This is a genomic window from Caballeronia sp. EK (genome assembly GCF_014384845.1).
GTDB lineage: Bacteria > Pseudomonadota > Gammaproteobacteria > Burkholderiales > Burkholderiaceae > Caballeronia > Caballeronia jiangsuensis.
This window is the reverse complement of the sequence record NZ_JACSUE010000006.1, coordinates 318,588-343,213: the sequence shown is the minus strand read 5'-3', so window position 1 is coordinate 343,213 and position 24,626 is coordinate 318,588. Positions and strand designations below refer to the sequence as shown.

Below are 24,626 nucleotides of genomic sequence, written 5' to 3'. Positions count from 1 at the left end.
TTATGGTGCCATGATGGACTTTTGCATAACTATACTCAAGGAAACGACCGTGCAGCAGTGCAGGCCGATTTCTTATAAACGGAGACGACATGCCTTTCCCCTTCGGCGCCGCACCGGCGTCCAGTCCGCGCGTCTTCGTTTCTCATCCCAACCCCCGCGTTTGCAACTTTCCAGACAAGGAGTGACTCGTGAATATCGCTGCTGAACATCCGGCGCAGAATACATCCGTCCGTACGGCCAAGCTGCTGATCGACGGCCAGTTCGTCGATTCGAAGACGACCGAATGGCGCGACATCGTCAATCCCGCGACACAGGAGGTGGTCGGCCGCGTGCCCTTCGCGACGATGGACGAGGTGAACGCCGCCGTTGCCGCCGCGCACAAGGCGTTTCAGACGTGGCGCACGACGCCGCTCGGCGCGCGCATGCGTCTGATGCTGAAGTTCCAGGATCTCGTGCGCCAGAACCAGAAACGCATCGCGCAGACGCTCACGGCCGAGCAGGGCAAGACGCTGGCCGATGCCGAGGGCGATATCTTCCGCGGTCTCGAAGTCGTCGAACATGCGTGCTCGATCAGCACGCTGCAGCAAGGCGAATTCTCCGAGAACGTCGCGGGCGGCGTCGATACGTACACGCTGCGCCAGCCGATCGGCGTCTGCGCGGGCATCACGCCGTTCAACTTCCCCGCGATGATCCCGCTGTGGATGTTCCCGATGGCGATCGTCTGCGGCAACACCTTCGTGCTGAAGCCGTCGGAGCAGGACCCGCTTTCGACGATGGAACTCGTCGAGCTCGCGATCGAAGCAGGCGTGCCGCCGGGCGTGCTCAACGTCGTGCATGGCGGCAAGGAAGTCGTGGACGCGATCTGCACGCATCCCGACATCAAGGCGATCTCGTTCGTCGGTTCGACGGCCGTCGGCACGCATGTCTACAACCTCGGGAGCCAGCACGGCAAGCGCGTGCAGTCGATGATGGGCGCGAAAAATCACGCCGTCGTGCTGCCCGACGCGAACAAGGAACAGACGCTCAACGCGCTCGCGGGCGCGGGCTTCGGCGCGGCGGGCCAGCGCTGCATGGCGACGTCGGTGGCGGTGTTCGTCGGGGCGTCGAAGGAGTGGGTGCCGGAGCTCGTCGAACGCGCAAGGACGCTCAAGGTCAATGCGGGCATCGAACCGAATACGGATGTCGGCCCGGTCGTTTCGAAAACGGCGAAGGAGCGCATTCTCGGCCTGATCGGCCGCGGCGTGGAAGAGGGCGCGACGCTCGCGCTCGATGGCCGCGATATCGACGTGAAGGGCTACGAGAGCGGCAATTTCATCGGCCCGACGATCTTCACGAACGTCGATACCGATATGTCGATCTACAAGACCGAGATCTTCGGCCCGGTGCTGTGCGTGGTCGAAGCCGACACGCTCGATGACGCGATCGCGCTCGTCAATCGCAATCCGATGGGCAACGGCGTCGGTCTCTTCACGCAAAGCGGCGCTGCGGCGCGCAAGTTCCAGAGCGAGATCGACATCGGCCAGGTGGGCATCAACATTCCGATTCCGGTGCCGGTGCCCGCGTTCAGTTTCACGGGCTCGCGCGGCTCGAAACTGGGCGATCTCGGGCCATACGGCAAGCAGGTCGTGCAGTTCTACACCCAGACCAAGACGGTCACCTCGCGCTGGTTCGACGACGCCACGGTGAACGACGGCGTCAACACGACCATCTCGCTGAGATAAGAAAAGGAGACGGCGATGAAAATAGGCTTTATCGGCCTCGGGCACATGGGCGGCCCGATGGCCGCCAATCTCCTCAAAGCGGGTCACGCGGTAACGGCGTTCGATCTCGTGCCCGATGCGCTGGACGCGGCGAAAGCGGCGGGCGCGAGGCTGGCCGCTTCGCCGCGCGCGGCCGCCGAAGGCGCGGAAGTCGTCATCACGATGCTTCCCGCAGCGCAGCATGTGAAGTCGGTCTATCTCGGCGATGACGGCGTGCTTGCGGGTGTTGCGAAGGGCGTGCCGCTCGTCGACAGCAGCACGATCGATCCGGCCACCGCGAAGCTCATCGGCCAAGCGGCGGCGAAGCAGGGCAATCCGTTCGCGGATGCACCGGTTTCCGGCGGCGTCGTCGGCGCACAGGCGGGTACGCTGACCTTCATGGTCGGCGCCGACGAAGCGCTCTTCGAAACGCTGCGCCCCATGCTCTCAGGCATGGGCAAGAACATGGTGCGCTGCGGCGAAACGGGCACCGGTCAGATCGCCAAGATCTGCAATAACCTGCTGCTAGGGATTTCCATGATCGGCGTCGCGGAAGCGATGAAGCTGGGCGAAACACTCGGCATCGATCCGACGAAACTGGCGAGCATCGTCAATACATCGACCGGGCGTTGCTGGAGTTCGGATACGTGTAATCCTTATCCGGGAATCGTCGAAACGGCGCCCGCTTCGCGCGGATATTCGGGCGGGTTCGGAGCGGATCTGATGCTGAAGGATCTGGGCCTTGCTGTCGATGCGGCGCGTAGCGCAAAGCAGCCGGTTTTCATGGGCGCGCTGGCACAACAGTTGTATCAGTCGATGAGCCAGCAGGGACTCGGCGGACTCGATTTTTCAGGGATTATCAAGCTATACGCCAAGCAACAAAACGGCCAATAAGCGATCAAACGAGTTATGGGTTCGGTGCGCACGCGCGTGCCGAATTCAAGGGTATAAATAACAACGTTGTTCAGTTGCACTGCACAATGCATCGTGTAATCCCTTACTGGGTGTGATCATCGGGAATACGATGATTCGCTTTCCCGAAAATTGTCCTATTCTGAAAGCACGACGCCCGTCTGCCGTTCGGTCAGAACGCTCCGGTTGCGCCACGGTGCAGGTAGAACGCCCGTCGTTTTCGGGCAATCAGATGAGGAGTACGCGATGCAAGTAACACGTCACTTAAATATGGAATTGCGGCACGCCACGGTGCCGACTTATGTAGCCAGCTATTTCTTTCCGTTGCTGCTATTGGCATACGAAGCCTGGCGAGTGGGGTCTTGGGTCGCGGTGAACGGCTTCAACTTCATGAACTTCAACTCGATGGGTTATGAGTTCGCGTTGATGATCGCCGTGTTCTGTATGCAGGTCATCGTGGAAATCGCGTTCCTCGCGGGCGCCGTTCTGACGAAGCACAAGGATGTCGGCCACCGGCTGGCAAATTTGTCGCTGGGTCTCTTCTGTTCGCTAGTGGTGTTGGGTTTCGATCTTGCACTGCAATATGGTTTGAGCGGAAGCTGATCTCTGACGGCTCTCTTGCATGATTCGAAAGAAGAAACGCCGGCTCTTCGCAGCCGGCGTTTTGTTTTTTGGCGCGCCTAGCAACCTGCCGCGCTAGGTAAGGTCGGCGGTGCCTCCGAACGCTCTTCATAGCATTTTCTGTCCGCATCCTTCAGCGCGCTGCGCAGGCCTTCTTCCACCACCGGATGATAGAAAGGCAGCTTGAGCGTTTCATCGAGCGTGAGTTCGAGTTGCAGCGCCCACGCGAGCAGATGCCCCAGATGCTCCATCGCCGGGCCGCAGCCTTGCGCGCCGCGAAGCTTGCCGGTTTTCGCGTCGGCGTAGACGTGCAGCAGGCCGCGGTTTTGCCGCATCACGCGGCTTCTGCCCTGATTCTCGAACGATACCTCGCCGGTCACCGTCATCTGCTTGTCGAGCTCGTCGTACGACGCGCCGACCATTACCGCTTGCGGCTCGCTGAACACGATCGAGAAGGGCACCTTGCGCCTGACCGCCTGCACGTCCGGGAAGCGCGCGGCGTTGTCGCCGGCGAGCTTGCCTTCGTCGGCGGCGTCGTGGAGCCAGGGACGCGTGCCGTCGCAATCGCCCGCGATGAAGATAGAGCTCGTGCCGCATTGCATCGTGGTTTCGTCGAACAGCGGCACGCCTTTTTCGTTCAGTTCGATGCCCGCGTTTTCGAGCGCGAGCGGCGCGAGATTCGGTCTGCGGCCCGTCGCTGCGAGCACCAGATCGACACGTTCGACGTGGCTCGCGCCATCCGGCGAGGTGAAGCGCAGCGTGGGCACGCCGTCTTCGAGCGACATCTTTTCGAACTTCGCGTCGGGATCGAAATAGAACTCGTCGGCGAGTGCGGCGGCGAGCGCATCGCGCACCGGTTTGTCGGTGAGCCCTGCAACGCGGCCGCCCTTGCCGAACATGAAGATATCGACATCGAGACGCGCGAGCGCCTGTCCCAGCTCCAGCGCGATCGGCCCCGCGCCGAACACCGCGATGCGCTTCGGCAGCGTGCGCAGCTCGAAAAGATCGTCGCTCGTGATGAGCTTGTCGCCGAACACCCTCAGTTCCTCGGGCACGCTCGGCGCCGCGCCCGTCGCGATCACGACGCTCTTCGCCTCGACGCGCGTGTGATCCCCGACGACGAGCTGCGTCGGCGCTTCGAAGCGCGCCTCGCCGTGCAGCACGATGCCGCCGGGCAGCGCGTCGGTTTCTTCGAGCACGCCCTTGACGAAGTAATCGCGCTCGCGCCGCACGTAGTCGAGCACATGCGCGTAGTCCGCTTCGAGCGCGTGCGTGCCTTCGATGCCGCGCGCGGCCAGCGAACGCGCATCGTGCAATCCATTCGCCGCCGCGAGCAGCAGCTTCGACGGCATGCAACCGACGCGCGCGCAGGTCGTGCCGAACTCGCCGCCCTCGATCAGCACCGCGTTCGCGCCCGCGAGCCGCGCCGCACGCAACGCAGCCATGCCCGCGGTGCCTGCGCCGATCACGGCGACGTCAACCTTGATTTCGTTCATTCCGTCCCCGTGTTTCTGTCGATGCGATATCAGCCGTTATCCGCGAATCCGGGATAGAGCGTCATGCCGCCATCGACGAACAGCGTCGTACCGACGACGTAATCGCTGTCATCGGACGCGAGCCAGACCGCCGCGCGGCCGATATCCTCCACTTCCCCGACTCGCCCGTACGGAATCAACGTCAGCAGCTTGTCGAGCTTCTCCTGCGTATCCCATGCGTTCTTGTTGATCGGCGTGCGGATTGCGCCGGGCGCGATGCCGTTCACGCGAATACGCTGCGGCGCGACTTCCTGCGCGATCGTTTTCATCATCATCTGGATGCCGCCTTTGGACGCTGCGTAGTTCACGTGTCCCGCCCACGGAATGACCTCGTGAACCGAGCTCATGCAGATGATCTTGCCGAGCGCCTTCGACACGTCGCGCATGCCGCGCCGCTCGAATATGCGCACGGCGCGTTGCGCGGTCAGGAATTGTCCGGTGAGGTTCGTTTCGATGACCGTGTTCCAGTCGGCGAGCGTAAGCGCGGAAAACTTCGCGTCCTTCTGCAGCCCGGAATTCGCAACGACGATATCGATGGTCCCGAAGCGCTTCACGACGGCATCGAACATCGCGTCGATCTGGGTTTCGTCGGACACGTCCGCGCCGACGGCGAATGCTTCGCCGCCTTTCGCCGTGATCGCGGCGGAGAGTTCTTCGGCCGGTTCCGCGTGCGAGTGATAGTTGATGGCGACGTGCGCGCCCGCGTCGGCGAGCGCGGTGGCGACGCCCGCGCCGATGCCCGAACTCGCGCCCGTCACGAGCGCGATCTGGCCTGCGAGGGGTTTGTGCATGTGCAGTTCCGTGATGGTCAGTCGTTCCTCGGCAGCAAGGCGTGCGCCCACGGAAGGAAGGCTTCAGCGACTCTTCAATTCCTCATACACTTCGGCGTATTTGAGCGCGGCCGCTTCCCAACTGAAGCTCTGGCCCATCGCGCGCTTGACGACGGCCTTCCAGTCCGTGCGCCGCGCCTTGAGTGCGAACGCGCGCCGGATCGCGCCGACGATGCCCGCGCGATCGAAGGTATCGAAGACGAAGCCGGTCGCGAGGTCGTCGGCAAGATTTTCCAGCGAGCTATCGACGACGGTGTCGGCAAGCCCGCCCACACGATGCACGAGCGGCAGCGAGCCGTAGGCGAGCGCATAGAGCTGCGTGAGGCCGCACGGCTCGAAGCGCGACGGCACCATCACCACATCGCTGCCCGCGATGATCGAATGCGAGAGCGTCTCGTCGAAACCCAGCTCGATCGCGACCGCGCCCGGATGCGCCGCCGCCGCGTTCTTCATGCCGGTTTCGAGCGCCGGATCGCCCGTGCCGAGCACCGCCAGCTGGCCGCCGCGCTGGACGATATCGGGCACGGCCGAGAGCAATAGATCGAGCCCTTTCTGCTCGGTGAGCCGGCTGACGACGCCGAAGAGCAGGGCGTCGCCATCGCGCGCGAGTCCCATGCGTTCCTGCAGCGCCGCCTTGCACTTCGATTTCGCCGATGGCTTCGACGCGGTGTACTTCGCCGCGATGGATTCGTCGACCGACGGGCTCCAGATCGAATAATCGACGCCGTTCAGGATGCCGGTGATGTCGTAGGTGCGCGTCTGCAACAAGCCGTGCAGCCCGGCGCCGTGCGCTTGCGTCTGGATTTCGCGCGCGTAGGTCGGGCTCACCGTCGTGATGCGGTCCGCGTAGTAGAGGCCCGCCTTCAGGAACGAGACGTGACCGTAGAACTCCACGCCGTCCACCGCGTAAAAGTCGGCGGGCAATTGGAGCGCCCCGAATTCCGACGCGGCGAACGTGCCCTGATACGCGAGGTTGTGCACGGTCATCACGCTCGCGACCCTGGCCGCGCCGTCGCGCTCGAATGCGCGCAGATACGCGGGCGCGAGTCCCGCGTGCCAGTCGTGCGCGTGGACGATATGCGGTTTCCACGCCGGATCGGCGCCCGTCGCGATGCGCGCCGCCGCCCAGCCGAGCAGCGCGAAGCGGCGGTCGTTGTCGGCATATGAGCGATGCGCGGCATCGAGATACGGATTGCCCGGGCGATCGTAGAACTGATCCGCGCGCACGACGTACACCGCGACGCCGTGCGGTTGCAGCACGCCACGTTCGAGCCGCACGTTGCCCGCGCCGAACGCGGCGCCCAGATCGGCGACCGGCTGAAGGTCGTCGAGGCCCGCGAGCACGGCGGGAAAGCCCGGCAGCACGACGCGCGCATCCGTGCCCAGTTGCGACTGCGCGGGCGGCAGCGCGCCGACTACATCGGCGAGGCCGCCGGTTTTCAACAGCGGAAACATTTCTGCTGCGGCATGCAGCACGCATACGGTCATCGGCGCTCCCGTCGAATGGATTCGTGTTGTCGTGGTCGTCCGGCGCGCCGACGCCTAGCTTTGCGGCAGTCGCGCCAGTGCATCGCGCGTGATGAGCGTGACGCCCGACTCCGTGCGGAAGAAACGCGCGGCGTCGTCGTCCGGATCCTCGCCGACCACGAGACCTTCGGGCACCGTGCAACCGCGATCGATCACGACGCGCTGCAATCTGCAACTCGGCCCGATGGTCACCTGAGGCAACAAGACTGCCTCATTGATGTTACAGAACGAGTGCACCCGCACCGCCGACGAAAACACCGACTTCGACACCTGCGATCCCGAAATCACGCAGCCGCCGCACACGAGCAGATTCGTGATCGCGCCTTGCTGGCCGTTCAGGTCGCGCACGAACTTGCCGGGCGGCAACTGTTCCTGATTGGTCCAGATCGGCCAGTTGCGGTCGTAGAGATCGAGTTCGGGGATGGTCGAGGCGAGATCGAGGTTCGCCGACCAGTACGCGTCCACCGTGCCGACGTCGCGCCAGTAGGCGGGCGCTTCGGGATCGGTGCTCGACGTGACGCACGACATGCCGAACGGATGCGCGATCGCCTTGCCGGTCGTGACGACGCGCGGAATGATGTCCTTGCCGAAGTCGTGATCCGTGTTCGACGTCTCGATGTTCTCCTGCAGCATGTCGTAGAGATATTTCGCGCTGAACACGTAGATGCCCATGCTCGCGAGCGCGATATCCGGCTTGCCCGGCATGGCGGGCGGATCGGCGGGCTTTTCGAGGAAGTCCGTGACGCGGCGGTTCTCGTCGACGTGCATCACGCCGAACGCGACGGCGTCCATGCGCGGCACCTCGATGCAGCCGACCGTGCAGTCCGCGCCGCTCTCCACATGGTCGAGCACCATGCGCGTGTAATCCATCTTGTAGATGTGATCGCCCGCCAGCACGATGACGAATTCCGGCCCGATCGAACGGACGATATCGAGGTTCTGATAGACGGCGTCGGCCGTGCCGCGATACCAACTCGAATCGACGCGCTGCTGCGCCGGCCAGATATCGATGAACTCATTGAACTCGCCGCGCAGAAAACCCCAGCCGCGCTGGAGGTGCCGGATGAGCGAATGGGCCTTGTATTGCGTGACGACGGCGATGCGGCGGATGCCGGAATTGAGGCAGTTGGACAGCGCGAAATCGACGATGCGGTACTTGCCGCCGAAGTGGACGGCCGGCTTCACGCGCTTGTCGGTGAGCGGGCCGAGGCGGGTGCCGCGCCCGCCGGCGAGAACGATTGCGAGGGTCGACTTTTGCAAATCGGTGCGATTCTTAGACAGCGTCTCCATGCCAGCCTCCTGATTTGACCTGCGACTATTGATGTCTTGCCGTGTGTTCGTCCTCGTGTGCTTTCGCTGTTGCGTCGATGAGCATTATCCGGCGCGCATTCGACTCCGTGTGCTGAACTCGCTCGTTTTTTTCGCGTTGATGCACCGCCGATGCAATCGGATCGATCGAGCAAGCGGCGTGCCGAACGGCGCACGGGCGTGCTGCGCGGCGTCTTCGGCCGATGATGGTGTTGCAGCCGCGCGACCTTTTGGGCTTCTGATCGATCGGATCGCTTGATAAAACGCGTGTTGGCAATTTATATCGAACGGGCCATGCCGCAGTGCGTCGAGGCACGGCACAATACGAAGATCGAGTTGCCTGCGCACGCCCGCAGACGGCGTCCACGGGCGCTCTTCGTAAAGTCGCTGTTGCGCTGCGCCGCACGACCATCGGCGCGACAAACGTTTCACCAGTCCGGACACGATCAATCGGGAAAGCAGAACATGAACAACGTCCTGAGCATTCAATCGCATGTGGTGTTCGGCCATGCGGGCAACAGCGCCGCGGTTTTCCCGATGCGGCGTCTGGGCGTCAACGTCTGGCCGCTCAACACCGTGCAGTTCTCCAATCACACGCAGTATGGCCGCTGGACTGGCAGCGCGTTCGACGCCGACGAGCTTCAGAACGTGATCGAAGGCATCGGCGCGATCGGCGTGCTCGCGCGCTGCAACGCGGTGCTGTCCGGCTATCTCGGCGCGCCTGAGCAGGCTCGCGCCGTGGTTGAAATCGTGAAGATGGTGAAGGCCGTGAACCCGCGCGCGCTCTATTTCTGCGATCCGGTCATGGGTCAGACGGGCGGATGCACGGTCGCGCCGGGCATCGAGGATTTCCTCGTCACGACCATGCCCGAAATCGCCGATGCGATCATCCCCAATCACGTCGAGCTGGAAAAGCTCGTCGGGCGCACCATCGAAACGGTGGAGGAAGCGGTCGACGCGTGCCGCGACGTGATCGCGCGCGGCCCGCGCATCGTGATGGTGAAACATCTGCTCGATCGCAACAGCCGCGCCGACACCTTCAACATGCTCGCCGTGTCGCCGTCCGAAGCGTGGTTCGCGCAGCGCCCGCTCTATCCGTTCGCGCGGCAGCCGGTGGGCGTCGGCGATCTGACGAGCGCGGTGTTCGTCGCGCGCACCCTGCAGGGCGATTCGCTGCGCACGGCGCTTGAGCACACGCTCGCGGCGGTGAATGCCGTCGTCAAGGCGACTTACGATGCAGGGCGCTACGAGCTGGAAATTGTCGCGTCGCAGGATGAGATCGCGAAGCCGACCGATCGTTTTCCCGCGATCCGCGTAACGGGCACGGAGCGAGCCAGGGGCCGCTAGATCGCCCGGCCGTTCGCTTCCATCAGGCCGAATCGCCACGACAGACGCCGCGTCGCGGCGAGAAGGGCGCGTGCCAGCGGGCCGTCCGCAGCGCTGTCGAAGCCGCCCGACGAGCCGATCAGCGCAATCACGAGGCACACGCTCCCGGTGTGATCGAAAACCGGCGCGGCCAGCGCATGAATGCCGGGCACCGGCACACCGAGCGCCGTTTCGAGGCCTCGTTCCCTGATACCGTCCAGCCGCGCGCGATATGCGGCGTCCAGTCCCGCATCCGGCGCCGAACCCGCCAGGCGGATGTGATCCTGTTCCATCAACGATGCAAGCATGTCCGCCGGCAGATGCGCGGCGTAGACGCGCCCGATCGCCGTGTTGACAAGCGACATCGCCGTGCCGACTCTCAAGCTGACATGCTGCGGCCGCGCCGATTCTTCCAGCCGGACCACGGTCGGGCCGAGCGGGCCGAGCGCGGCGGCGGCAACCGTCATCGAAGTACTCGCGGCGAGCGCGACGATTTCGCTTTCCGCGTCGCGGATCGGCGAGAGACGTTGCAGCGCGATGAGCCCGAGCTCGCGGCTCAGACGGCCCGCGTGGAACAGCCCGGCGTCGTCGCGCGCGAGCAGGCCGACCTTCACCAGACTCACCAGATGCGCGAACGCTTTCGCGGGCGGCATGCCGGCAGCGGCGGCCAGATCGCGCAGCGTGAGCGGCTGGCCTGCCGCAACCAGTGCGCGCAACAGATCGCCGGTCGCGTCGAGTGCGTTGATGCCGCGCTGCGGCTTGATGTCTTCGTCGAACGTCGTCATGAAAGCAATCCGGTGATATCGCGTGCCGCGTCTTTCAACGCGTGTGCCAGCGGGCCATCCCAATCGACATCGCACAGGCCGGTCGGGCCGATCGCCGTCAGTGCGAGTTGCATCCGCTGCGCGCCGTCGAATACCGGCACGCTTATGCTGCTGACGCCCGGACTCGGCGCATCGACGCCGCGTTCGATGCCACGCGCCCGTATCTCGCCGATGCGCGCGCTCATCTCCGGCGCGTCGGCTTCGGCCTGATGCGCGAGCATCGCGGCGACGCGGACGTCATCGTCGAAAGCGCGGAAGACGCGTCCGGTCGCCGTCGCGGAAAGCGACATCACTGTGCCGACGTGCAAATTGACATGCAGCGGATAGCCGCCGCGCTCGTAACGCACGATGGTCGGCCCTTGCGGCCCGGCGACGCTGACCGCGACGCTCATGCCGGTCGCGAGCGCCAGTGCCGGAACGCGCGACGCGGCCGCGCGATACGCCGGCTGATGTTCCAGATTCAATAGACCGAGACGCAGCGAAAGCGGACCCGGCTCGTAGTTGCCGGTGAGCGCGTCGCGCTTGACGAGCCCGAGACGCGTGAGACTCACGAGATAGGTATGCGCCTGCGCGGTCGAGAGCCCGGCGGCTTCGGCCAGCGCGCTCAACGCGAGCGGCTCGCGCCGTGCGGCGAGCGCATCGAGCAGACGCGCGCCGACTTCGACGCTCTGAATGCCGCGCTGTTTTTTCTCTTCGCCGGCTTCGGCGTCAGGCGTGGCATGAGTGGGACGAACCAAGAGCACTCCGCGATCGATAAAAGTGAACGAATGGCAGATGTTAGCCGAGCAGGAATCATCCGATGACGCGATTCGGTATTTACCCTTGATTTGCAAATAACAAGCGCACTTGCTGTTGACAAAGATCATCGCCACGACGATCATCCATTCATCCCCACGAGAATGGAATCGAGACACGATCATGGCAAAAGCATTCGCATCGCAGGCCGATCTGGAAGAGAAGAAGGTCACCTTCACGCAGCTTTCCGAGAACGCGTACGCGTACACGGCTGAGGGCGATCCGAACTCGGGCGTGATCATCGGTGACGACGGCGTTCTGATCGTCGATACGACCGCCACTCCGGCAATGGCGCAGGACCTCATCGCGAAGATCCGCAGCGTCACCGACAAGCCGATCAAATACGTCGTGCTGTCGCATTACCACGCGGTGCGCGTGCTCGGCGCGTCGGCGTATTTCGCGGAAGGCGCAGAGCAGGTCATCGCGAGCCGGGGCACGTACGAAATGATCGTCGAGCGCGGCGAGCAGGACATGAAGTCGGAAATCGAGCGCTTCCCGCGTCTGTTCGCCGGCGTCGAGACGGTGCCCGGCCTCACGTGGCCGACGCTCGTCTTCGAGAAGGAAATCACGCTGTTCCTCGGCAAGCTCGAAGTGAAGATCGCCCATCTCGGCGCGGGCCATACGAAGGGCGACACGGTCGTCTGGCTGCCGTCGCAGAAGGTGCTGTTTTCCGGCGATCTGGTCGAGTACGACGCCGCCTGTTATTGCGGCGACGCGCAACTCGAAGAATGGCCCACGACGCTCGAAGCGTTGCGCGCGCTGAAGGCGGACAAGCTCGTGCCGGGCCGCGGTCCGGCGCTGCTGTCGCCGGCGGAAGTCGACAAGGGCCTCGACTACACGAAGGATTTCGTCACGACGCTGTTGCAGGCGGGCCGCGAAGCCGTCGCCGAGAAGCTCGATCTGAAGGGCTCGATGGCGCTCACCCGCCGCGCGATGGACCCCAAGTTCGGCCACGTCTTCATCTACGAACACTGCCTGCCGTTCGACGTGTCGCGCGCCTATGACGAGGCGAGCGGCATCGCGCATCCGCGTATCTGGACGGCCCAGCGCGACAAGGAAATGTGGGCCGCGCTGCAGGACTGACGGTCATCCCTCGCGGCGCGTACTAAAAACGCGCCGCTCTTCCTTCTCTTCAGGCAAAAAGGCGCGCTCAAGACGCCGGCCTTCTCACGCCCATCTGGAGCGAGACATGTCGAAGTCGATCAGCACGGCGGCGCTCAGCCCGAGTTCCGTCGCGGAAATACACGCCCTGTCGGACGATGCGCTGTTTCGCAAAATCGCGTGGCGCATCATTCCGTTTTTGTTTCTGTGCTACGTGGTGTCGTTTCTGGACCGTATCAATATCGGCTTCGCGCAGTTGCAGATGAAGCACGATCTCGGTTTCTCCGATGCGATGTACGGCCTCGGCGCCGCCGTGTTCTACGTCGGCTATGTGCTCTTCGAAGTGCCGAGCAACCTGCTGCTCGCGAAGTTCGGCGCACGCCGCACGTTCACGCGGATCATGCTGCTGTGGGGCGCGGCATCGGTCGGCATGATGTTCGTCGCGACGCCCGGGCATTTCTATCTGCTGCGCTTTCTCCTCGGCGTGTTCGAGGCGGGCTTCTTTCCGGGCATCGTGCTGTATCTGACGTACTGGTTTCCGGCGAAGCGGCGCGCCGGGGTGATGTCGGTGTTTTTCGCGGGCGTCGCGGTGGCGGGCGTGTTCGGCGGACTGGTGTCCGGCTGGATCATGCGCGACATGGCAGGCGTGATGGGCCTGCACGGCTGGCAATGGATGTTCGCGATCGAGGGCGCACCCGCGGTGCTGCTCGGCCTCGTCGCCCTGCGGCTCCTGGTGGACACGCCGCGCGATGCGCACTGGCTCACGCAAGGAGAACAGGAGCGCCTGGCCGCGCTGTGCCCGGAGACGAACGCCAACGCCGATGCGCACGACCGTCGCGGCCTGCTCGACGCGCTGCGCAACCCGCGCCTCTATCTCTTCGCGTTCATCTATTTTTCGCTGACGTGCGCATCGCTGACGCTGAGTTTCTGGATGCCGCTGATGATCCGCGATTTCGGCATCACCGATGTGCTGTCCGTCAGCCTCTACACCGTCGTGCCGAACGCGATCGGCGCCGTGGGACTGATTCTGATCGCGCGCCATTCGGATCGCGTCGCCGAGCGGCGCAAGCATTTCGCGTGCTGCACGATCGGCGGCGGCATCGCGCTCGCGGCGCTCACGCTGCACTTTCCGAGCTTTCCGCTGATGCTCGCGATTCTCTCGCTCGCCGCGACCCTGATTTTCGCCGCGCTGCCGATTTTCTGGGCCGTGCCCGCGAGCCATCTTCCGGGCAAGAGCGCGGCGGCGGGCATCGCGGTCATCAGCAGTATCGGCATCACGAGCGGCATCGTGAGTCCGTGGGTGATCGGCCAGATCCGCACCGTGACGGGCAGCATGGATCTCGCCGTGCACCTGCTTTCGCTGTTGCTCTTCGCGAGCGGCGCCGCGCTGCTGTTCGGGCTGCGCGGCGACCGGTCCTCAACGCAAAGCGCTTACTGAGGCACGGTGGCGGCCGCCATCGCCTTGAAGTTTTCGGGCGTGGCGAAAGCGAGATATTCGGCCTGCATCTCGGGCGTGAGGAATTCGAGCATCGTCGAGTTTTCGATCCAGAATTCGATCACGTGGAAGAAGTTGTCGCCGCGCGTGCAGCGCACCGCGCGCCAGCCTTCGCGCTCGCCGATCGCGAGGACGTCTTCCGCGCTCAGCTTCGTCGCGATCGCCATGTGGAACGCGCTGTACTGCGGACGCTTCAAAGTATTGGCGCCGTAGCTGACGCTTTCCTCGTGGCCGCCGCCCGGCGTGATGACCTGATCGCTCGGATAGACCTCGATGATGCTGCCGCGATCGTCGCCGGCCACTGCCATCCACGCGTCGGGAAACGGCGAGAAGGGCGCGGCGAAGCCGTCCCACAGTTCGGCAAGCACGTGCGCGACGTGCTTCGGATCGTTGGCGGGAATGGATGCGTGGAAGATCATCGCGGTGGACTCCGATGGAGGTGGGCAGGACTGCGCGGCGATGCTTTCATGTCGCGCGCTGTGATGTCAATTCGCAGTGCTACGGTGTGCCGGGATTCTTCCAGAGTCTATTGTTATGAGTGTTTTCAAACGCGTCAGGACTCAGCGCTTATCCGACAAACGCTGATGGAAAAGCGGATCGAGCCCCGACGCGACGGTGGTATTAAGCCACTACCACAGACCGCGGTTCACAACGCCGAAGCAAACGCCCCGATATCCGCCGTCAGTCGCGCCGCATCGCTCAGAAAAACGCCGTGCGGCGCGCCTTCGTAGACGACGACCCGCGCGTTCGGAATCAGCCGCGCCGTGCGTTGCGAGGTCAGTTCGAGCGGATTCGACACGTCGCGGTCGCCCTGCACGATGAGCGTCGGCATGTCGATATCGCGCAGCTCGTCGCGGAAATCGCCGCTGCTTACCGTTTCGTTGCACGCGAACAGCGCCTGATGCGACGTGCGCAACGCCATTTCCCGGATCCAGTCGATCATCGCCTGCGATGCGCCCGGCCCGGCGAACGGCCGCGCATTGTCGGCGAGCCACTTCGGATAGTCGGTCATCAAGTCGTGCTGGAATGCGTCTACGTATGCGCGGTCGATGCCATCCGGATTGTCCGGCGTCTTCGCCAGCATCGGCAACGTCGATGCGATCAACGCCAGGCGTGCGACGCGCGCGCTGCCGTGACGCGTCAGATAGCGCACCGCTTCCGCGCCGCCCATCGAATAGCCGACGAGCGTGACATTCGAAAGATCGAGTGCGTTCATGACGGCGGCGAGATCGTCCGCGAGCGTGTCGTAATCGTAGCCGCCGCCCGGATCGCTGGAGCGGCCGTGGCCGCGCCTGTCGTAGGCGATGCAGCGAAAGCCCTGACGCGCGAGCGGCAGCATCTGGTACGCCCACATGTCGCCCGGCAGCGAATAGCTGGGGACGAATACGATGGTCTTGCCGTTGCCGTGCATAGCTTCGGGCTGCCAGTCGCGATAAAAGAGCTCGACGCCGCCGCTCGTCGCGACGTAATTCGGGCGGCCGATTTCGGCGTGAACTCGATGATGATTCGCGGGCATGTCCGTCTCCTTGTCGATGATCAGTGTGATTGCATCGTCGCAGGAGGAGGTGGGCCGGGCAATTACGTCAAAGGTAATAGGCCGCAAGCAAAAAGACGCCGCCTGGAGAGGCGGCGGGAGTGCATCCGTGTGGGGGCTCGATATTCCGAGGGCGGACGCATGAGGAGGTGGGGCAACCCAGTATGGCAAAGCCCTGCACGAAACACAATCGCGGCCGCGAATTACTGCGTTTCAGGATCGATCGCGTGGATCGTTCGATATGCGAATGAATTGATTGGATCGTTGCGAGTTTCGCTGCTGTCAGCAGGCGTCCGCGCTCGTCAGCCTCGGATAGCCGGGCTGGCTGGAATCGATCGTCGTCACGCACGCGCCTTCGTTGAGATCGAGCGTGCTGTCGACGTCGCGCTTCGAGCCGTTGTTCATCTGCACGCTATAGCGGTACACCTTCGCGGTCTGTTCCGGCGCCTTCTCGAACAGGCTCGTCAGATCGAAGCTCAGTCCGGCGCCGCCGCCCACGCCATTCCAGCCATTCCCGCCGATGCCGCCGGCCCCCACGCCGACCGATGGGCCCGAAGACGGCGCCGCGCCCGTCGACACGGTCGTCAGATATTGCTTTCCGACGATTCGCCCGATCGATAGCTTGCTGTCCGCCGGCAGCGGCGCCGATGCACCCGGCCCGGTCGCGCACGCGGCGAGCGTGGCGAATGCGACGGCCGCGAAGCACGCATGCGCCGCGCGTCGAAGTCCTTTTCGATTCAATTTCATTCCAGCCTCTTGCGTGCGCCTGCACGCGTTTCATTGGCCCTCGAAGCGAGCGCGCGAGTCTCATGAGAAACGCGCGCTCGCGCCGGCGTGTCCGAAACGTCGCGCAAAAAAACGCCGCCCGAAGGAGGGCGGCGCTTGTCTGCGATTCGCTTCGAAACCAGCAGGCCGGTGCCCATCGCGAGGGACGCGATGCGCGGCCGGAATGTTGAACGAATGCGCGCCGCGATTGAACCAGAATGCTCCGATTCCTTGCGCGGCGAATGTTGTGCGTCGTCAGTCTTTCAACAGATAAGCGACGATCGCATCGCACACGCGGCCGAACATCTGCGTGCCGGTGACGGTCGTGCAGCCGCGCGCGCGAGCAGCTTCGATGAAGGGCGTAAGCGGCGGTTTCGTCACCACGTCGCCGACGAAAGTCGTCGGTGGCAGGCGCGAGACGTCGATCGGCAGCGCATCGCCGGGACGCATGCCCGCCGGCGACGCGTTCACGATGAGGTCGTAGCTTTCGGCGGGCGCATCGTCGGCAACGCTCACCGCGCCGTGGCCCAGCGCGGCGAGCCGCGAGGCGAGGGCGCTCGTGCGCTCGGCATCGAAATCGCGGATCGCGAGCGACGCAACGCCCGCATCGACGAGCGCGTGGCCGATCGCCGAGCCCGCGCCGCCCGCGCCGATCAGCAGTGCGCGTTTGGCCTTCGGCTCGCAGCCCGCATCCCGCAGCGCGGCGACCATGCCGATGCCATCCGATGCGCCGCCGTGCCAGGTGCCGTCGGCGTTGCGCTTGAGCATGTTGACCGCGCCGAGAAACGCGCCTTCGTCCGTCAGCGACTTGCAATGCGCCGTCGCGCTGAACTTGTGCGGCACGGTGATGATGACGCCGTCGCAGTTCTGCAAGGGCGCGATGCCCGCGAAGAACGCGTCGAGATCGCCGGGCGCGACGTGCGCCGGAATCACGATTGCGTCGCGGCCCGCCGCTCTCAGCGCCGCCGTCACGCCGGAGGGCGAGCGCACCTGCGCGATCGGATCGCCGACGATGAAATAGACGCGCGTCGCGCCGCTCAAGCCCGCATCAAGCGATGCGGAAAAGGAAGTGTCCTGCGCCATGCCTTGCCTGCCTCCTGAATCGTGATCGAAATCTGTGGTTGCCCGTTGTGTGAATAGTAGTTGAATATGGAATAGCATTCAACAAAATCGTGTTTGCTAGTTTAAGCAACTAACGGTCAGTCATTCACACCTCCATGAGACTGGACGAGCACTGCGAGGTCGAACGCGAATCGTTGCGGCTTCTGCCCTGCATCGATCCGCGCCAAAACGAGCCCGTCACGCCTCACAACGCATCAGGCACATGCGCGCCCGAATTCACGCCGGCCGCTGCGAGCGCCTCGTGCAGCGTGTCGAACACGTTCGACGCTCCGAGCACCGGCGTAAGCCCGTGCCGATCCATGTCGTTGCGCAGAAAGCGGTTCACGCGGCCGAAGATCACCGCGACGCCGCGCGCCCTCAGCGTTTCGATCAGCTCGCCGATCGTGCGGGCCGCCGAGTAGTCGAGATCGGTGATCGCGCCGGCATCGACGACGAGATGACGCAATCCGTCGGATGCCGTATCGACGAGCTTCGTCACTTCCGACGCGAAAAAATGATCGTTCGCGTAGAACAGATCCGCGCCGAAGCGGTAGACGATCAGTTGCGGCGTGGTCATCGCGCCGGGTTTCGTCGGCATGAACTGCCAGGGTTTGCCGGGCGCGACGGGCGTGAGCACCATCGTGTGCGGGTGATAGCTATGGCGCACATGCCGCATCAACGAGAGCGCGACCGCGAGCAGAATGCCGTGCTCGACGCCCGCCAGCACCACCGCGGCCGCCGTGATGAGCGCGAGCGCGAATTCGCCCGGGCTTTCGGCGCGGATGTCCTTCAGGCTCTGCACGTTGACGAGGCCGATCGCGATCGTGAACACGATGCCCGCCAGCACGCAGTGCGGCAGATAGCGCAGATAGCCGCTCAGAAACAGCAGCACGACGGCGACGACCGCCGCGAACACGAGCTGTCCGAACTGGCTGCGCGTGCCGGCGCGCTCGGCCATCGCGGTCTGCGTCGGACTGCCGTTGACGACGAACGTGCCGCTCAGCGACGCCGCCGCGTTCGCCGCGGCGAGGCCGAGAATGTCGCTGTTGGTATCGACGTCCTCGTGATACTGCTGCGCGAACACGCGCGCGGCAGCCGCGCTCTGCGCGATGATCATCACGAAGCACGACGCCGCGACGGGCACGATATCGAGACATTGCTGCCACGTGACCTGAGGAAAGCGGATCGGGGGCAAGCCGCCGTCGATGGGACCCAGCACCGAAATGCCGCGCGCCGCGAAGTCGAAGAACTTGCTCGCGACGATGCTGCCGATCACCGCGACGAGCGGTATCGGCAGACGAGGCGCGAAGCGCTTGCTGCCCAGGATGGCGACGATCACCACGAGCGCGAGCAGGAGCGTCGGCCCGTGCGCGTGCATGACATGCCCGATCACGTAGACGAGTTGCGCGAGGCTGCGCGAGGACGGATACGGCACGGTCATGCCGAAGAGGTCGCCGAGCATCGCGATCGACACCTGCACGCCGACGCCCGCGAGAAAGCCCGTCAGCACGGTGCGCGACAGAAAATCGGCGAGAAAGCCGAGCTTGAAGAGGCGCGCGAGCAGCAGGAGCGCGGCGGTCTGCAGCGCGACCATGCCCGCAAGCGCGACATATTCCGGACTGCCCGCGGCGGCCATCGACGAAAGCCTGCTCGCGAAGATCGTCGCCGTCGCGGAGTCGGCGGCCACCACGAGATGCCGCGATGCGCCGAAGAGCGCGAACGCGAAGAGCGGCAGGAACGCCGTGTAGAGGCCCGTCACCGCGGGCATGCCGGCGATGCGCGCATAGCCGAGCACCTGCGGAATGTCCATCGACGCGAGCGAAATGCCGGCGAGCGCGTCGCGTAATGCGGCGGCGCGGTTGATCGGCAGGATGCCTTTGAGCAGCTTCGTACTTGCCGGGGTCGTTCGGGTCGTGTCTTGCATGCGTGGCACCGTGTTCCTGAAGTAGCGAATCGTGCCCCAAGGAACAGGCGGTGCCAAGGCCTGCTTTCTCTACCGGTAGAACGCCACGGTTTGCCGCAATCCGTCGATGAGCGGCGTCTTCGCGAGGCAAGGGAGCATTCGCGCGAGCGCGGGATCGTCGGGAAAGGATGTCGCGATGGGCAAGGGCGCGCCCGCCGCGTCGATGCGCGCGTCCGGCGCGATCTGCGTAAGGGTCGCGATCACGCTTTGCATCGGCGTGATATCGCCCGCGAGCGTGAACGCGTGCGCGCCGTCGAACGTGTGGGTGAGCGCGCGTTCGTAGGCGGCGGCGACGTCATCGGCGTAGACGAGGCCCGTCGCGCCGGTGAAGGGAATCGTGTACGGCTCGCCGCGCGCGGCCGCACGGCAGGCGAGGCTCGGACCCGCGCTCGATCCCGTCTCGCGCCCCGCGCCGTACACGACGAGCGGCCGGAAGCCGATGCTCGCGATCCCGCGATCGTGCCAGTACGCGCGCGCCGAGCCTTCGCACGCGAGCTTGAACGCGCCGTAGTGCGTCGTGGGGAACGGCGTCGCGCCGTCGTCGGGGCCGAAGACGCCCGCGCTGCTCGCATACAGCACCGAGCGCAAGCCGCACGCGATGGCCGCGTCGAACACGTTGAGCGTGCCGATCAGATTGATGCGCGCGCCGCGCACCGGATCGGCGGCGCAGGCGGGCGTGAGCACGCCCGCGAGATGGATGACGGCGTCGCAGCCTTCCAGCGCGAGCGCGACATCGCGCGCGTCGCCGATATCGCCGATCCGCCATTGCACGTCATCGGCGCGTGCGGGCGCGAGCGCGCGCAGGAGCCGCGCGTCCTCGCGCACGTCGAAAGCGCGCACGTTCATGTCGCGGGCGAGCAGCCGCCGCATCACCCACGCCGCCAGAAAACCGCTCCCGCCTGTCACCAGCACTCGCATATCGTTCCTCCGTTCGTCGCAAAAAAGAACTTGGCTTCATCTGTGTTTCTGGAATAGTATTCCAATATCAAAGCGAGTTCTACTGAAAACACGCGTTTCGGATCGTCGGATGGAACGACGATTCGCAGCGCGACGGAGCGGACGAATGGTGGAGACACTGAACAATCTGGAACAGAACGAAACGTTCGATGTAATCGTGGTCGGCGCTGGCGGCGCGGGCATGTCGGCGGCGCTCGTCGCGGCCATCGACGGTGCGCGCGTGCTGCTCGTCGAAAGCACGGAATACGTCGGCGGCACGACGGCCTTTTCGGCGGGAACGACGTGGATTCCCGCGTCGATGCACGCGGCGAGCGTCAATCGCGACGATACATCCGCGAACGCCGAAGGATTTCTGAATCGCGCGGTCGGCGAACGCAGCAGCGTCGCGATGCGCCGCGCGTTTCTCGATGCCGGCCCGAAAGCGGTCGCGCATATCGAAGCGAACTCCGACGTGAAATATCGCGCGCGCCCGTTTCATCCGGATTATCTGTCCGAGATCGAAGGCTCGACGCTGCGCGGACGCGCGCTCGAGCCGCTGCCCTTCGACGGCCGCAAGCTCGGCCGCGCGTTTTCGCTGATCCGTCCGCCGATTCCCGAGTTCACCGTGCTCGGCGGCATGATGGTCGATCGCGACGACGTCGGGCACCTGCTCAACATGACGAAGTCGTTCGCGTCGTTCGGACACGCGGCGAAGCTGCTCGCGCGTCACGCACGCGACCGCATGAGCGCGCCGCGCGGCACGCGGCTCGTGATGGGCAACGCGTTGATCGGAAGATTGCTGCATTCGTTGCTTCAGCGCGGCGTCACGGTGCTGACGAGCACGAAAGTCGATGCATTGGAGAGCGGCCCGAACGGTATCGAAGCCGTGACGCTGAGCCATGTCAACGAGCGGCGTCGCGTGAATGTAAAAGGCGGCGTGATTCTCGCGAGCGGCGGCTTCAACCGTCATCCGACGCGTCGCAGGGAGATGTTGCCGGGCGCCGATCCGTCTTGGTGCCCCGGCGCGCCCGGCCACACCGGCAGCGCGCAGGATCTCGCGCTCGACGTGGGCGCGCGCTTCGGCGAGAGCGCGTTGTCGAACGCGTTCTGGGCGCCGGTTTCCGTGCGCAAGCGCGCTGACGGCACGACCGCCGTGTTCCCGCACTTCATCATGGATCGCGGCAAGCCCGGCATGATCACCGTCGACAAGACCGGCAAGCGCTTCCTCAACGAAAACACGTCGTATCACCTGTTCGGCATCGCGATGCAGAAAGCGAACGAAACGACGCCTTCTGTGCCCGCGTATCTCGTCACGGACTCCGAAGGATTGCGCAAGTACGGACTCGGCATGGTGCGTCCGGGCGGCAAAGGGCTTGCGCCGTTTCTCGCCGATGGCTATCTGGTCGAAGGCAAGACGCTCGACGAACTGGCGACCAAGCTCGGCATCGACAAGACAGGTCTCGCCGATAGCGTCGCGCGCATGAATCGCTATGCGCAGACCGGCGTCGATGAGGATTTTCAGCGCGGCACGACGGATTATCAGAACGCCAATGGCGACGCCAACTGGCACGGCCCGAACAAGTGCCTCGGTCCGATCGGCCAGGCGCCGTTCTATGCGGTGCGGCTCTATCCCGGCGATATCGGTGCGGCGACCGGCCTCGTCACCGACACGCACGCGCGCGTGCTCGATCGCGACGATCGCCCGATCGGCGGCCTCTACGCGTGCGGCAACGACATGCAATCGGTGATGGGCGGCGTCTATCCCGGCCCCGGCATCACGCTCGGTCCGGGTCTCGCGTTCGGCTATCTGGCGGCGCGGCATGCGGTAGCGCGCGGCAAGGCATCGCTCGCGGCGTTGACGGACGCGCGCGATGAAGCGCTCACGTTGCCCGTCGAACTTCAATCGCCCGCACACGCCAAATGAAGCTCGAACCGATTCTCGAATGCGACGTCCTCGTGCTGGGTTCCGGCGCGGGCGGTTTGTCGACGGCCGTTACAGCGGCGGCGCAGGGCCTCTCCGTGCTCGTCTGCGAAAAGGAAGATGTGTTCGGCGGCACGACCGCGTGGTCGGGCGGCTGGATGTGGATTCCGCGCAATCCGCTCGCAACGCGCGCGGGCATCGTCGAAGATGAAAGCGTGCCGCGCACGTATCTGAAAAGCGAGCTCGGCGCGCAGTTCGACGCCGCGAAGGCCGACGCGCTCATCGAGCACGGGCCGCGCATGATCGAATTCTTCGAGCGCAATACGTCGATGCGTTTCATCGACGGCAATCGCATTCCCGATTTCCACACGACGCAAGGCGCGGCCACGGGCGGGCGCTCGGTCTGCGCGATGCCGTTCGACGGGCGCGAACTCGGTCCGCTGATCGACAAGCTTCGTCCGCCGCTGGCCGAAGTGACGATCAAGGGCATGGCGATCGCGTCGGGACAAGACCTCGCGCATTTCCTGAACGCGACGCGCAGCGCAAAGTCGGCGTGGCACGTGACGAAGCGCTTCGCCGCGTTCGCGTGGCACATGCTGCGCTATCGCCGTTCGATGCATCTCGTGAACGGCAATGCGCTCGTCGCGCGCCTGTTGAAGTCGGCGGCGGATCGCGGTGTCGATCTGCGCACCGGCGCGCGCGCGGTGTCGCTCATGCGCGAGGAGAATCGCGTGACGGGCGCGCGGGTCGAGGTCGACGGCGTGATGCATGAAGTGCGCGCGCGGCGCGGCGTCGTGCTCGCGTGCGGCGGTTATCCGCACGACGCGAAGCGTCAGGCCGAGACGTTCCCGTATACGCCGCACTGGTCGGCGGCGCCGAAGAGCAATACCGGCGATGGCATTCGTATCGGCGAAGCGGCCGGCGCGCATTTCGATGCGTCGCTCGAAGCGCCCGCCGCGTGGGCGCCGGTTTCGCTCGTGCCGAAGGCCAAGGGCGATGCGGCCGCGTTTCCGCATCTGATCGAGCGCGCAAAGCCAGGCGTGATCGCGGTGACGCGCGCGGGCAGGCGCTTCACGAACGAGGCGTCGTCGTACTACGACTTCATCTCCGCGCTGATCGGCACGACGGCGCCGGGCGAGGAAGCATGCGCGTGGCTCGTCTGCGATCATCGGTTTCAGCGCAGATATGGTCTCGGTTTCGCGAAGCCGTTTCCGTTCCCGCTCGGCCCGTATGAGCGCTCGGGTTATCTGAAATCCGCGCCGACGCTCGAAGCGCTCGCGCAGCAATGCGGCATCGATGCGCGCGGCCTCGCCGATACCGTCGCCACATACAACGGCTACGCGAAAGACGGCTTCGATCCGCAATTCCACAAAGGTTCGACGCCGTACAACCGCGTGCAGGGCGATGCATCGCACACGCCGAATCCGTGTCTCGCGCCGATCGCCGACGGCCCGTTTCACGCGGTGAAGCTCTTGCCGGGCAGCCTCGGCACCTTCGCCGGACTCTCGACGGATGCGCGCTCGCGCGTGCTCGACGAATCGCGCACGCCGATTCGCGGCCTCTACGCGGTCGGCAACGACGCCGCGAGCATGATGGGCGGCCACTATCCCGCGGGCGGCATCACGCTCGGACCGGCGATGACCTTCGGCTATCTCGCGGGTCTCGAACTGGCCGAACCGGCCCGCGTCGACATCACGAATCTCTCCAACTTCAAACAGGCAAGGACTCTGCAATGACTCTGTACGACACAGTTACGTTGACGGTGAAGATCGGCGCGAACGCGCAAGTCTTCGAGAACATCAAGGCGAGCGGCGATGCGCCCGGCTCGAAGCTGCTCGGCTGCTGGTATTCGGATATCGGCGCGCTCGGCAAGGTCATGGTGCTGCGCGGCTTCGAATCGGAGGCGGCGCTGATCACGGAACGCCAGCGCCTGCTGCTCGAAGGCAATCCGTTCGGCTGCGGCGAATTCATCACCGATGTCGAAGTGAGCAGCTATGCGCTCTTTCCGTTTCTGCCGCCGATCGAGCCCGCTGTCCACGGCGGCATCTACGAGATGCGCGTCTACGGCACCAAGCTCGCGAGCCTGCAACATACGATCGATGCATGGAAGAACGCCGTGCCGGAGCGCACGACGCGCTCGCCGCTCATCGGCGCGATGTACGCGCTGGATGGCACCGTGCCGCGCTTTCTCAACATCTGGCCGTACAAGAGTGTCGACGAGCGCTCGCGCATTCGCGCGGAAGCCGTGAAGGACGGCATCTGGCCGCCGAAGGGCGGACCGGCCCATCTGACGACGATGGAATCGACCATCTACATGCCCGCGCCGTTCTCGCCGCTGCGCTAACCGGAGACAT

General features: G+C 64.8%; 21 protein-coding genes. 9 read left to right on the top strand and 12 right to left on the bottom strand.

Annotated features, from left to right (window positions below):
* Nucleotides 1-188: 188 nt before the first annotated feature.
* From IAG25_RS20055 to IAG25_RS20045, 3 genes are all read left to right on the top strand, one after another.
* A complete protein-coding gene (locus IAG25_RS20055) occupies nt 189-1,721 on the top strand; it encodes a CoA-acylating methylmalonate-semialdehyde dehydrogenase (protein WP_187606406.1) in 1,533 nt (510 codons plus the stop codon).
* 15 nt (nt 1,722-1,736) lie between these two features.
* Nucleotides 1,737-2,633 (top strand): 3-hydroxyisobutyrate dehydrogenase, encoded by an 897-nt coding sequence (gene mmsB, locus IAG25_RS20050; RefSeq protein ID WP_187606405.1) that lies wholly within the window; start codon nt 1,737-1,739, stop codon nt 2,631-2,633.
* Between the two features lie 264 nt (nt 2,634-2,897).
* Entirely contained in the window at nt 2,898-3,254 is a 357-nt protein-coding gene (locus tag IAG25_RS20045; RefSeq protein WP_035507454.1) for a hypothetical protein, read from the top strand.
* Between the two features lie 77 nt (nt 3,255-3,331).
* Here IAG25_RS20045 and IAG25_RS20040 read toward each other — a convergent pair whose 3' ends face one another.
* The 4 genes from IAG25_RS20040 to glgC form a co-directional block, all read right to left on the bottom strand.
* Nucleotides 3,332-4,768: a dihydrolipoyl dehydrogenase gene (locus IAG25_RS20040; RefSeq protein ID WP_187606404.1), complete on the bottom strand. Its 1,437-nt coding sequence runs from the start codon at nt 4,766-4,768 to the stop codon at nt 3,332-3,334.
* Nucleotides 4,769-4,797: 29 nt separating this feature from the next.
* The gene (locus IAG25_RS20035) at nt 4,798-5,598 is read right to left on the bottom strand and encodes an SDR family oxidoreductase (protein ID WP_187606403.1); all 801 of its coding nucleotides are present in this window, start codon (nt 5,596-5,598) and stop codon (nt 4,798-4,800) included.
* A gap of 63 nt (nt 5,599-5,661) precedes the next feature.
* The gene (gene glgA, locus IAG25_RS20030; RefSeq protein ID WP_187606402.1) at nt 5,662-7,125 is read right to left on the bottom strand and encodes a glycogen synthase GlgA; all 1,464 of its coding nucleotides are present in this window, start codon (nt 7,123-7,125) and stop codon (nt 5,662-5,664) included.
* A 54-nt stretch (nt 7,126-7,179) separates the two neighbouring features.
* A complete protein-coding gene (glgC, locus tag IAG25_RS20025) occupies nt 7,180-8,454 on the bottom strand; it encodes a glucose-1-phosphate adenylyltransferase (protein WP_035507443.1) in 1,275 nt (424 codons plus the stop codon).
* 483 nt (nt 8,455-8,937) lie between these two features.
* Between glgC and pdxY the strand changes: the two genes are divergently transcribed.
* Nucleotides 8,938-9,819 (top strand): pyridoxal kinase PdxY, encoded by an 882-nt coding sequence (gene pdxY, locus IAG25_RS20020; protein WP_187606401.1) that lies wholly within the window; start codon nt 8,938-8,940, stop codon nt 9,817-9,819.
* Here the strand turns inward: pdxY and IAG25_RS42135 are convergent.
* Both IAG25_RS42135 and IAG25_RS42130 read right to left on the bottom strand, forming a co-directional pair.
* Complete coding sequence (locus IAG25_RS42135) at nt 9,816-10,622, bottom strand: IclR family transcriptional regulator (RefSeq protein WP_187606400.1); 807 nt, start codon at nt 10,620-10,622, stop codon at nt 9,816-9,818. The two genes, pdxY and IAG25_RS42135, sit on opposite strands and share 4 nt — an antisense overlap.
* A complete protein-coding gene (locus tag IAG25_RS42130) occupies nt 10,619-11,398 on the bottom strand; it encodes an IclR family transcriptional regulator (RefSeq protein WP_222946565.1) in 780 nt (259 codons plus the stop codon). Before IAG25_RS42130 ends, IAG25_RS42135 begins: the two co-directional genes overlap by 4 nt.
* Nucleotides 11,399-11,579: 181 nt before the next feature.
* Here IAG25_RS42130 and IAG25_RS20005 point away from each other — a divergent pair, with 181 nt between their 5' ends.
* A complete protein-coding gene (locus IAG25_RS20005; protein ID WP_187606398.1) occupies nt 11,580-12,539 on the top strand; it encodes an MBL fold metallo-hydrolase in 960 nt (319 codons plus the stop codon).
* Nucleotides 12,540-12,645: 106 nt separating this feature from the next.
* Complete coding sequence (locus tag IAG25_RS20000; RefSeq protein WP_187606397.1) at nt 12,646-13,995, top strand: MFS transporter; 1,350 nt, start codon at nt 12,646-12,648, stop codon at nt 13,993-13,995.
* On the opposite strand, the gene IAG25_RS19995 is transcribed toward IAG25_RS20000, so the two are convergent.
* The 6 genes from IAG25_RS19995 to IAG25_RS19970 all read right to left on the bottom strand — a co-directional run bounded on the left by IAG25_RS19995 (nt 13,989) and on the right by IAG25_RS19970 (nt 20,333).
* Nucleotides 13,989-14,471: a hypothetical protein gene (locus IAG25_RS19995; RefSeq protein ID WP_187606396.1), complete on the bottom strand. Its 483-nt coding sequence runs from the start codon at nt 14,469-14,471 to the stop codon at nt 13,989-13,991. The two genes, IAG25_RS20000 and IAG25_RS19995, sit on opposite strands and share 7 nt — an antisense overlap.
* A gap of 227 nt (nt 14,472-14,698) precedes the next feature.
* A complete protein-coding gene (locus tag IAG25_RS19990) occupies nt 14,699-15,568 on the bottom strand; it encodes an alpha/beta fold hydrolase (RefSeq protein ID WP_187606395.1) in 870 nt (289 codons plus the stop codon).
* Nucleotides 15,569-15,868: 300 nt separating this feature from the next.
* Nucleotides 15,869-16,333: a hypothetical protein gene (locus tag IAG25_RS19985; protein ID WP_187606394.1), complete on the bottom strand. Its 465-nt coding sequence runs from the start codon at nt 16,331-16,333 to the stop codon at nt 15,869-15,871.
* Nucleotides 16,334-16,606: 273 nt separating this feature from the next.
* Nucleotides 16,607-17,434, bottom strand: coding sequence for a shikimate dehydrogenase family protein (locus IAG25_RS19980; protein ID WP_187606393.1), 828 nt, complete (start codon nt 17,432-17,434; stop codon nt 16,607-16,609).
* Nucleotides 17,435-17,657: 223 nt separating this feature from the next.
* On the bottom strand, nt 17,658-19,376 hold the full coding sequence (locus tag IAG25_RS19975; protein WP_187606392.1) for a SulP family inorganic anion transporter: 1,719 nt from the start codon (nt 19,374-19,376) through the stop codon (nt 17,658-17,660).
* A 69-nt stretch (nt 19,377-19,445) separates the two neighbouring features.
* Nucleotides 19,446-20,333 (bottom strand): NAD-dependent epimerase/dehydratase family protein, encoded by an 888-nt coding sequence (locus IAG25_RS19970; RefSeq protein ID WP_187606391.1) that lies wholly within the window; start codon nt 20,331-20,333, stop codon nt 19,446-19,448.
* A gap of 145 nt (nt 20,334-20,478) precedes the next feature.
* Between IAG25_RS19970 and IAG25_RS19965 the strand changes: the two genes are divergently transcribed.
* From IAG25_RS19965 to IAG25_RS19955, 3 genes are read left to right on the top strand one after another with little or no spacing between them, the layout of a single operon-like run.
* A complete protein-coding gene (locus IAG25_RS19965) occupies nt 20,479-22,275 on the top strand; it encodes an FAD-dependent oxidoreductase (RefSeq protein WP_187606390.1) in 1,797 nt (598 codons plus the stop codon).
* Nucleotides 22,272-24,008: an FAD-dependent oxidoreductase gene (locus IAG25_RS19960; protein WP_187606389.1), complete on the top strand. Its 1,737-nt coding sequence runs from the start codon at nt 22,272-22,274 to the stop codon at nt 24,006-24,008. Before IAG25_RS19965 ends, IAG25_RS19960 begins: the two co-directional genes overlap by 4 nt.
* Nucleotides 24,005-24,616 carry an NIPSNAP family protein gene (locus IAG25_RS19955; RefSeq protein WP_187606388.1) on the top strand — a complete coding sequence of 204 codons (612 nt, stop codon included), beginning with the start codon at nt 24,005-24,007 and terminating at the stop codon, nt 24,614-24,616. The genes IAG25_RS19960 and IAG25_RS19955 overlap by 4 nt, the downstream gene beginning before the upstream one ends.
* Nucleotides 24,617-24,626 lie beyond the last annotated feature (10 nt).

What these genes read in the sequence shown, in the direction of transcription:
- IAG25_RS20005 (WP_187606398.1), top strand. Translation starts at nt 11,580, where the DNA reads ATGGCAAAAGCATTCGCATCGCAGGCCGATCTGGAAGAGAAGAAGGTC.
- IAG25_RS42135 (WP_187606400.1), bottom strand. Translation starts at nt 10,622, where the DNA reads ATGACGACGTTCGACGAAGACATCAAGCCGCAGCGCGGCATCAACGCA.
- IAG25_RS20040 (WP_187606404.1), bottom strand. Translation starts at nt 4,768, where the DNA reads ATGAACGAAATCAAGGTTGACGTCGCCGTGATCGGCGCAGGCACCGCG.
- IAG25_RS19985 (WP_187606394.1), bottom strand. Translation starts at nt 16,333, where the DNA reads ATGAAATTGAATCGAAAAGGACTTCGACGCGCGGCGCATGCGTGCTTC.
- IAG25_RS19960 (WP_187606389.1), top strand. Translation starts at nt 22,272, where the DNA reads ATGAAGCTCGAACCGATTCTCGAATGCGACGTCCTCGTGCTGGGTTCC.
- glgC (WP_035507443.1), bottom strand. Translation starts at nt 8,454, where the DNA reads ATGGAGACGCTGTCTAAGAATCGCACCGATTTGCAAAAGTCGACCCTC.
- IAG25_RS19975 (WP_187606392.1), bottom strand. Translation starts at nt 19,376, where the DNA reads ATGCAAGACACGACCCGAACGACCCCGGCAAGTACGAAGCTGCTCAAA.
- pdxY (WP_187606401.1), top strand. Translation starts at nt 8,938, where the DNA reads ATGAACAACGTCCTGAGCATTCAATCGCATGTGGTGTTCGGCCATGCG.
- IAG25_RS19995 (WP_187606396.1), bottom strand. Translation starts at nt 14,471, where the DNA reads ATGATCTTCCACGCATCCATTCCCGCCAACGATCCGAAGCACGTCGCG.
- IAG25_RS19990 (WP_187606395.1), bottom strand. Translation starts at nt 15,568, where the DNA reads ATGCCCGCGAATCATCATCGAGTTCACGCCGAAATCGGCCGCCCGAAT.
- IAG25_RS19955 (WP_187606388.1), top strand. Translation starts at nt 24,005, where the DNA reads ATGACTCTGTACGACACAGTTACGTTGACGGTGAAGATCGGCGCGAAC.
- glgA (WP_187606402.1), bottom strand. Translation starts at nt 7,125, where the DNA reads ATGACCGTATGCGTGCTGCATGCCGCAGCAGAAATGTTTCCGCTGTTG.
- IAG25_RS19965 (WP_187606390.1), top strand. Translation starts at nt 20,479, where the DNA reads ATGGTGGAGACACTGAACAATCTGGAACAGAACGAAACGTTCGATGTA.
- mmsB (WP_187606405.1), top strand. Translation starts at nt 1,737, where the DNA reads ATGAAAATAGGCTTTATCGGCCTCGGGCACATGGGCGGCCCGATGGCC.
- IAG25_RS19970 (WP_187606391.1), bottom strand. Translation starts at nt 20,333, where the DNA reads ATGCGAGTGCTGGTGACAGGCGGGAGCGGTTTTCTGGCGGCGTGGGTG.
- IAG25_RS20045 (WP_035507454.1), top strand. Translation starts at nt 2,898, where the DNA reads ATGCAAGTAACACGTCACTTAAATATGGAATTGCGGCACGCCACGGTG.
- IAG25_RS20035 (WP_187606403.1), bottom strand. Translation starts at nt 5,598, where the DNA reads ATGCACAAACCCCTCGCAGGCCAGATCGCGCTCGTGACGGGCGCGAGT.
- IAG25_RS19980 (WP_187606393.1), bottom strand. Translation starts at nt 17,434, where the DNA reads ATGGCGCAGGACACTTCCTTTTCCGCATCGCTTGATGCGGGCTTGAGC.
- IAG25_RS20000 (WP_187606397.1), top strand. Translation starts at nt 12,646, where the DNA reads ATGTCGAAGTCGATCAGCACGGCGGCGCTCAGCCCGAGTTCCGTCGCG.